A 7,635-nucleotide genomic window follows, 5' to 3' on the forward strand; every position below is an offset into this window, starting at 1 on the left:
GATATGACCGATGAATCCGTACGTGTCACCACGACAGTCAATGCGCCAGCGGACATTGTTTTCGGTGTGTTGGCCGACCCTACGACGCACGCCGCGATTGACGGCACCGGCTGGGTGCGCGAAGCGCGCGACGACAAGCCGCTGACCGAAACCGGTCAGATCTTTCGAGTCGCGATGTTCCACGACAACCACCCCAACAAGCACTACGAGATGGCCAACCGCGTCGAGGTGTTCGACCCGCCGCGCGCCATCGCGTGGATGCCCGGATCCGAACCTCGGCATATCCCCGATTACCAAGGTCCCGAGGACGGCCCCCTCGACTTCGGCGGCTGGATCTGGCGCTACGACCTGGAGCCCGTTGGCGACGACCGCACCGATGTGACGCTTTCCTACGACTGGTCGGCGGTCCCCACACAAACGCGTGAGGTCTTCCAGTTTCCGCCGTTCGACGTGTCGCACCTGGAGAACTCGCTACAGCACCTCGCCGAGCTGGCGCAGACGCGAAGCTAGGTACGCAGCTCCCGCACCGCTTGGATGCGGGCCTGCAACTGGTCCGACGTCGCTGCCGCCATCGGTGGTCCGCCGCAGATCCGTCGCAACTCCTTGTGAATCCAGCCGTGCGGCTTACCCGTGCGGTGGTGGGCGACCGAAACCAGGGTGTTGAGCTGGTTGCGCAGTTCGCGCAATTGGCTGTGCTTCGACACCGGCGGTACCTCGCCCGTCGCGGTGCGCTTGGTGATCTGCTCTTCCTGCCTGCGCCGCAACAGGTCTCGCATCGCCTCGGCATCGAGGAGGCCGGGGATGCCGAGGTAGTCGGCTTCCTCGTCGCTGCCCGCAGGCGTCGCCGTGCCGAACGACGAGCCGTCGAAGATGACCTGATCGAGTTCGGCGTCCGCGCCGAGCGACTCGAAGCCCTTGTCCTCGTCGGGTTCGGATTTCTTCTGTGCCGCGTCCGCGAGCGCCTCGTCGTCGAAGCCCTGTTCCTCGCGGTGCGGCTTGCCGAGTACGTGGTCGCGCTGTGCCTCCATCTGGCTGGCGAGGTCGAGCAGCGCCGGAACCGACGGCAGGAAGATGCTCGCGGTCTCGCCGGGCTGCCGCGACCGCACGTAGCGGCCGATCGCCTGCGCGAAGAACAGCGGCGTCGACGCACTGGTGGCGTAGACGCCGACAGCAAGCCGGGGCACGTCGACCCCCTCGGACACCATCCGGACCGCGACGAGCCAGCGGCCTTTTCCCGCTCCGAATTCCGCGATGCGTGCCGACGACCCGGGGTCGTCGGACAGCACGACGGTCGGCGTCTCGCCGGTCAGTTTGGTCAGCACGGCGGCATAGGCGCGTGCGGCCTTCTGGTCGGACGCGATGACCATCGCGCCCGCATCGGGCACACCGCCGTTGCGCTTCTGGGTCAGCCGGGTGTCGGCGGCCTGCAGAACCGCCGGTATCCATTCGCCTTTCGCGTCGAGCACGGTGCGCCACGCCCGTGCCGTCTGCTCGGCGTTCAGCGGCTCACCGAGCCGGGCCGCATGCTCCTCGCCCGCGCTGGTGCGCCACCGCGCCTCGCCGGAGTAGGCGAGGAACACCACCGGCCGGACCACGCCGTCGGCCAGCGCCTCGGCATAGCCGTAGGTGTGGTCCGCCGTCGAGCGCATCAGCCCTGGCGATGAGCCGCTTGCGCGAAGAGCATCAGACCCGGTGTCCGGTTCATATCTCACGAACGGGATGGCGGAGTCGTCGCTGCGAAACGGTGTGCCCGTGAGCGCCAGCCGCCGCGTCGCATCCTCGAACGCTTCGCGGATGGCGTCGCCCCAGCTCTTCGCGTCACCGCCGTGGTGGATCTCGTCGAACACCACGAGCGTCCGCCGGTTCTCGGTGCGCACCCTGTGCCGAGTCGGGTGGCTGGCCACTTGGGCGTAGGTGACGACGACGCCGTGGTATTCCGACGACGTGAGCGCGGCGGAGTTGCTGAACTTCGGGTCGAGCGCGATACCCACCCGGGCCGCCGCCAGCGCCCACTGTGTCTTGAGGTGTTCGGTCGGCACCACAACGGTGATCTGCTCGACGGCGCCGTCGGCCAACAGCTCCCCGGCGACACGCAGGGCAAACGCCGTCTTACCCGAGCCCGGGGTCGCCACAGCCAGAAAATCTCGTGGCTGCGCGGCAAGATACCGCACCAATGCCCGACGCTGCCAGCTCCGCAGAGCCTGGGTGTCGGGCGCGCCGTTAGCCCGCACCCAAGACTCCTCAACTGATCGGACAGCAGCCTAACGCAACGGATTACGGGTTTGCATCTAACTGCGGCGCGTCGCCGGACAGGCGGTGTGTCGCGGTTGGTTGACGCTTGTAGTCGCCGCAAACACGATGCTTGTCCCGCCCCGGCGTGGGTACTCTGCTGCCAGCATGCCAGCAACCTCTGATCCGCGAAGCGACGAAATCGACCCGTGTGTTCGGGTCTTCGGTAGCCGGGTGCACAACTTGAGGGGAGTCGACGTCCAGGCCCCGCGCGACGCGCTGGTGGCCTTCACCGGGATTTCCGGGTCGGGCAAATCGTCGCTGGCCTTTGGGACCATTTACGCCGAGGCGCAGCGCAGGTACTTCGAGTCCGTCTCGCCGTACGCTCGACGCCTGCTGCTGCCGACCGGCGCGCCGAAGGTGGACGACATCACGGGTCTGCCACCCGCCGTCGCACTCCAGCAGCGGAGAGGGTCGGCGACCTCGCGGTCGACGGTGGGCACTATCACGACCTTGTCCAATCTGCTGAGGATGTTGTTCTCGCGGGCCGGGACGTATCCGGCCGGGGCCACCGAACGACTCGACTCCGATGCTTTCTCGCCGAATACCGCGGTCGGCGCCTGCCCGCAGTGCCACGGACTTGGCCGGATCCATCAGGTGACGGAGCAGACCTTGGTTCCCGACCCGTCGTTGACCATCCGCGAGGGCGCCGTCGCCGCATGGCCCGGCGCCTGGCAGGGGCAGAACCTGCGGGATATTCTGATCACCCTCGGCTACGACATCGACAAGCCATGGCGGAAACTGCCCAAGCGCCATCGTAATTGGATCCTGTTCACAGACGAGCAGCCGACCGTAGAGATCGATCCAAGCCAGCATCCGGTCACCGCGGACTACTACTACAACGGGACGTTCTCCAGCGCCGAACGCCACGTCCGGCACACGCTGGCCAATTCGCACAGCGCGATGATGCGGCGTCGCGTCCTACAGTACGTCGACAGCGTCGAATGCGGGCTCTGCCACGGCTCGGGACTGCGGCCCGAGGCGCTGAAGGTGACCTTCGCGGGCCGCACCATCGCCGACTACGTGGCGATGCCGTTGGCAGAACTCGCCGACGTGCTGCGACCCACGGCGGCGCGAAAGGATGCCGCGGCGGCCTTCGAGTCGACGGAGTCCGGTGAACTGACCGAGGTCGCCACGATGATCGCCGCAGACCTCGTCGCGCGCATCCAGGTGCTCATCGATCTCGGCCTGGGGTATCTGACGCTGAACCGACGCACGCCTACCGTCTCGCCGGGCGAACTGCAGCGGCTGCGGTTGGCCACGCAGCTGCGCGCGGGGCTGTTCGGGGTGCTCTACGTGCTGGACGAGCCATCTGCCGGCCTACATCCCGCCGACGCCGAGCCGCTGCTTGATGTGCTGGATCGGCTGCGGCGAGCAGGTAATTCGCTGTTCGTGGTCGAGCACGACATGGACGTGGTTCGCCGCGCCGACTGGATCGTCGACGTCGGTCCCGGCGCGGGCGAGCATGGCGGACAGGTTCTCTACAGCGGACCCGTTTCGGGACTTTCCGATATCGATGAGTCGATCACTCGTAGGTACCTTTTCGACAACGATGCATCGGTGCGGCGCACCCCGCGCAAGCCGTCGGACTGGCTGCGGCTGCAGGGCATCTGCTTTCACAACCTGCGCGACATGGACGTCGACCTGCCACTGGGCGTCTACACCGCCGTCACCGGTGTGTCCGGCTCAGGCAAGTCGACGCTCGTCGTCAAGGTGCTCGGCGATGTGGTGATCCGCCAGCTTGGCCGCGTGGTGGGCCAGAGCGAAACCGACAGTGACGCTGAGGATTCCGACGCAGAGATCGTCGACCTCGATCACGACGCCAGCGTCGGGGTGACGGCGGTGGGCGCGGAGGCGATCGCCCGACTTGTCGCCGTTGACCAGCGACCGATCGGGCGGACCCCGCGCTCGACGCTGGCCACTTACACGGGACTGTTCGACGCCGTTCGGCGGGAATTCGCTGCGACGCCTGCGGCGCGGCGCCGTGGCTGGACGGCCGGCCGGTTCTCGTTCAACGTCGCCGAAGGTCGTTGCGAGACCTGTCAGGGAGAGGGCTTCGTATCGGTCGAATTATTGTTCCTGCCAGGCACTTACGCTACCTGTCCGGCGTGCAACGGCGCGCGCTACAACCAGGCGACATTGCGTGTGCGGTACCGCGACCGAACCATCGCCGACGTCCTGGCCATGACCGTCGACGAGGCGTCGAAGTTCCTCGCCGATGTCCCGGCCGCGGCGCGCAGCCTGACGACACTGCACGACGTCGGGTTGGGCTATCTGCGTCTCGGGCAGCCCGCGACCGAGCTCTCCGGTGGGGAGGCGCAGCGGATCAAGCTCGCCTCGGAATTGCAGCGACCTCGCCGCGGCCACACACTCTATGTGCTCGACGAACCCACCACCGGGTTGCATCCGGCCGATGTGGACGCGCTCGATGCGCAGCTGCATCGCCTTGTCGACTCGGGCAACACCGTGGTGGTGGCCGAACACGACATGCGGATGGTAGCCGGGTCGGATTGGGTGATCGATCTCGGACCGGGCGCGGGCGATGACGGCGGCCGCGTCGTCGCGGCGGGCACACCGCGAAAAGTGAGTCAGGCCAAGGGCAGCCGCACCGCGCCCTACCTGGCGGCGCGGTTCGATCACTCCACGAAGTAGTTGTCGTTGCGGATGAACCACTCCCGGCGCTCGTCGTCGGTCAAGTCGCCGAGCTGGGCCAAGCCCTCGAAGTAGTGCTCCCGCGGCGCGCCGGGAGAAAACAGCATCAGCAGCGACGTGGGCGCGTCTGCTTCGTTCCGGAAACCGTGGATGCCGCCCGGCGGGACGTAGAGGAAGTCGTTGGGCTGCCCGTCGACCCAATCCGTGCCGTCGTACAGCTTGACTGTTCCTGAGAGCACGAAGAACGCCTCGGACATCGCGCGGTGAAAATGCGGGCCGGGCCCGCCGCCGTTCGGGGCGATCTCGACGCGATACAGGCCGTAGTCGCCGTCGGTGGCCCTCTGGTTGGCCAGATAGTGGTACTGGACAAGGCCGAACGAGTCGTAGTCCGGCGGTTCGGTTCCCCGCCGCAGCCACGCACTGACCTCGGGTTCGTCCTTGGTGTATCGCTGCGGCGGATAGGGCGGCACCGCCCGCGGGTTCACGAGTGACATCAACGCTTCCTTCGCGGTCATAGCATCGGGCGTGGGTTACGACGAGGGCTCCCGTATCGAGATGCTCCTCGACGTCCAGAATAAGGCGGCCGAGTTCTGATCGAGCCGCGTGCGGGTTCGGCGGGTTCTACGAGGGGCTGCTCGACCTGGTGTGAACGTCGAAGGTGACGCCGGTCAGCTCCTCGGAGACCGTCCACAACCGCTTCTGCGCGGCGACGTCGTGCGAGACCCGGGTGGAGGCCACCACGACCGGGTAACCGCGCTGTTCACCGAATCCGTCGGGACCGAAGTACTGACCGCCGATGACACCGGGGTCGGTGGCGGCGCGCAACTGCGGAAGCGCCCCCATTTCGGCGGGCTGAAAAAGTGGCTCGGCCAGTTTGGTCGCGGCCCCGAGCAGCGGCGGCAGGTTGCGTGTGAGCTCGGTCCGCGAACCGCCCGGGTGCGCGGCAGCCGCGATGGTGCCGGTGCCCCGCAGGCGGCGTTGGAGCTCGTAGGTGAACATCAGGTTGGCCAGCTTGGCCTGCCCGTACGCGCCGACGCGGCTGTAGTCCTTCTCCCACTGAAGGTCGTCGAAGCGGATGCCGTTGCGCGCAAAACGATGTCCGACGCTGCTGACGGTGACGACACGAGAACCCGGCGCTGCCACGATGTGATCGAGCAGCAGTCCGGTGAAGGCGAAGTGGCCCAGATGGTTTGTGCCGAACTGCAATTCGAAGCCGTCCTTTGTCGTCGACCTCGGTGTGAACATGACGCCGGCGTTGTTGATCAGCAGGTCGATGGAGTCATGGGCGGCCCGCAGCTCGTCGGCTGCGGCGCGGATGGACACCAGCGAGGTGAGGTCGAGTTCCTGCACGGCGACGCTGGCGCCGGGACTGCGCCTGGAGATCAGGTCGGCTGCGGCCTGGCCCTTGTCGGTGTTGCGCACGGCGAGCACCACGTGGGCGCCCTTCGCGGCCAGCGCGGCTGCGGTCTCGTAGCCGAGGCCGGTGTTGGCGCCGGTGATGACGGCGGTGCGACCGGTTTGGTCCGGTATGTCGCTAGTAGTCCAGTTCGTCATGATGATCTCCTAGAATCGAGGCTAAACGGGGCGAGTGCTCCGTTTGAACCGACTATACGGAACGTGCGCCCCGCTTAGTCAATTCCCGGGAGGTGGGACGTGGCTCAACCCGATCGGCCGTTGCGCGCGGATGCTGCGCGTAACCGAGCCCGGGTGCTGGAGGTCGCCTATGACACCTTCGCCGCCGAGGGGTTGGCGGTGCCGATCGACGAGATCGCGCGGCGGGCCGGCGTCGGGGCGGGCACCGTGTACCGGCATTTCCCGACGAAAGAGGACCTCTACCGGGCCGTGGTGGAGAACCGGCTACGCCACATCGTGGACAGCGGCCACGCCCTGCTGACCTCGGCCGGGCCGGGTGGGGCGCTGTTCGACTTCCTGCGTTCGATGGTGCTGGACTGGGGTGCGACGGACCAGGGTCTGGTGGATGCGCTCGCGGGAGTCGGCGTCGACATCAACGCCGCGGCGCCGGACGCCGAGGAGGCGTTCCTCGGCCTGCTGGGCGATCTGTTGCGGGCTGCCCAGAAGGCGGGAACGGTTCGCGGCGACCTCGATGTCCCGGACGTCAAGGCACTCATGGTCGGGGCCCAGGCGATGCAGGGCTACCGTCGGGAGGCGGCAGAGCGCCTGACAGAGGTCTTTCTGGACGGGCTACGCCAGCGGTGAACTACCTTGCACTCTCCATGGTCGAGTGCTAGAAATGCAGTTGGCACTCGCGACCAGTGAGTGCTAGGTCGGGCCGGTGAGGCACGGGGCCGCACATGCGGAGCACACCCACAGCCGTCCGTCGCGGGCACTGAACCCGACCACATACGTGTGCCATCCCCAAATCCGGAGGAATCACTTCGCAATGGCTAAGACAATTGCGTACGACGAAGAGGCCCGTCGCGGCCTCGAGCGGGGCCTCAACAGCCTCGCCGACGCGGTAAAGGTGACGTTGGGTCCCAAGGGCCGCAACGTCGTCCTGGAGAAGAAGTGGGGCGCCCCCACGATCACCAACGACGGTGTGTCCATCGCCAAGGAGATCGAGCTGGAGGACCCCTACGAGAAGATCGGCGCTGAGCTGGTCAAGGAAGTCGCCAAGAAGACCGACGACGTCGCGGGCGACGGCACCACCACCGCCACCGTGCTGGCCCAGGCGCT

At 67.1% G+C, this 7,635-nt stretch carries 7 protein-coding genes; 4 read left to right on the forward strand and 3 right to left on the reverse strand.

Translation table 11 applies throughout. The features are described from left to right. Positions 1–3 precede the first annotated feature (3 nt). A complete protein-coding gene (locus tag QOJ24_RS02485; RefSeq protein ID WP_526258774.1) occupies positions 4–510 on the forward strand; it encodes an SRPBCC family protein in 507 nt (168 codons plus the stop codon). On the opposite strand, the gene QOJ24_RS02490 is transcribed toward QOJ24_RS02485, so the two are convergent. After that, positions 507–2,231, reverse strand: a complete 1,725-nt coding sequence (locus QOJ24_RS02490; RefSeq protein ID WP_526258776.1) for a DEAD/DEAH box helicase — start codon at positions 2,229–2,231, stop codon at positions 507–509. The two genes, QOJ24_RS02485 and QOJ24_RS02490, sit on opposite strands and share 4 nt — an antisense overlap. Positions 2,232–2,397: 166 nt before the next feature. Here QOJ24_RS02490 and QOJ24_RS02495 point away from each other — a divergent pair, with 166 nt between their 5' ends. Beyond that, entirely contained in the window at positions 2,398–4,941 is a 2,544-nt protein-coding gene (locus QOJ24_RS02495) for an excinuclease ABC subunit UvrA (protein ID WP_526258778.1), read from the forward strand. Here QOJ24_RS02495 and QOJ24_RS02500 read toward each other — a convergent pair. Then, positions 4,926–5,435: a cupin domain-containing protein gene (locus QOJ24_RS02500; RefSeq protein ID WP_526258788.1), complete on the reverse strand. Its 510-nt coding sequence runs from the start codon at positions 5,433–5,435 to the stop codon at positions 4,926–4,928. The two genes, QOJ24_RS02495 and QOJ24_RS02500, sit on opposite strands and share 16 nt — an antisense overlap. Before the next feature lie 127 nt (positions 5,436–5,562). After that, a complete protein-coding gene (locus QOJ24_RS02505; protein WP_526258780.1) occupies positions 5,563–6,495 on the reverse strand; it encodes an SDR family oxidoreductase in 933 nt (310 codons plus the stop codon). 99 nt (positions 6,496–6,594) lie between these two features. Between QOJ24_RS02505 and QOJ24_RS02510 the strand changes: the two genes are divergently transcribed. Both QOJ24_RS02510 and QOJ24_RS02515 read left to right on the forward strand, forming a co-directional pair. After that, on the forward strand, positions 6,595–7,158 hold the full coding sequence (locus QOJ24_RS02510) for a TetR/AcrR family transcriptional regulator (protein WP_526258782.1): 564 nt from the start codon (positions 6,595–6,597) through the stop codon (positions 7,156–7,158). 184 nt (positions 7,159–7,342) lie between these two features. After that, a partial coding sequence (locus QOJ24_RS02515) for a TCP-1/cpn60 chaperonin family protein (protein WP_526258784.1) occupies positions 7,343–7,635 on the forward strand: 293 nt, incomplete at its 3' end.

Source organism: Mycobacterium sp., assembly GCF_032159775.1.
In the GTDB taxonomy this organism is placed as follows: domain Bacteria; phylum Actinomycetota; class Actinomycetes; order Mycobacteriales; family Mycobacteriaceae; genus Mycobacterium.

Coding starts and splice junctions, on each gene's coding strand:
- QOJ24_RS02485 (WP_526258774.1), top strand. CDS start 4: ATGACCGATGAATCCGTACGTGTCACCACGACAGTCAATGCGCCAGCG.
- QOJ24_RS02495 (WP_526258778.1), top strand. CDS start 2,398: ATGCCAGCAACCTCTGATCCGCGAAGCGACGAAATCGACCCGTGTGTT.
- QOJ24_RS02500 (WP_526258788.1), bottom strand. CDS start 5,435: ATGTCACTCGTGAACCCGCGGGCGGTGCCGCCCTATCCGCCGCAGCGA.
- QOJ24_RS02505 (WP_526258780.1), bottom strand. CDS start 6,495: ATGACGAACTGGACTACTAGCGACATACCGGACCAAACCGGTCGCACC.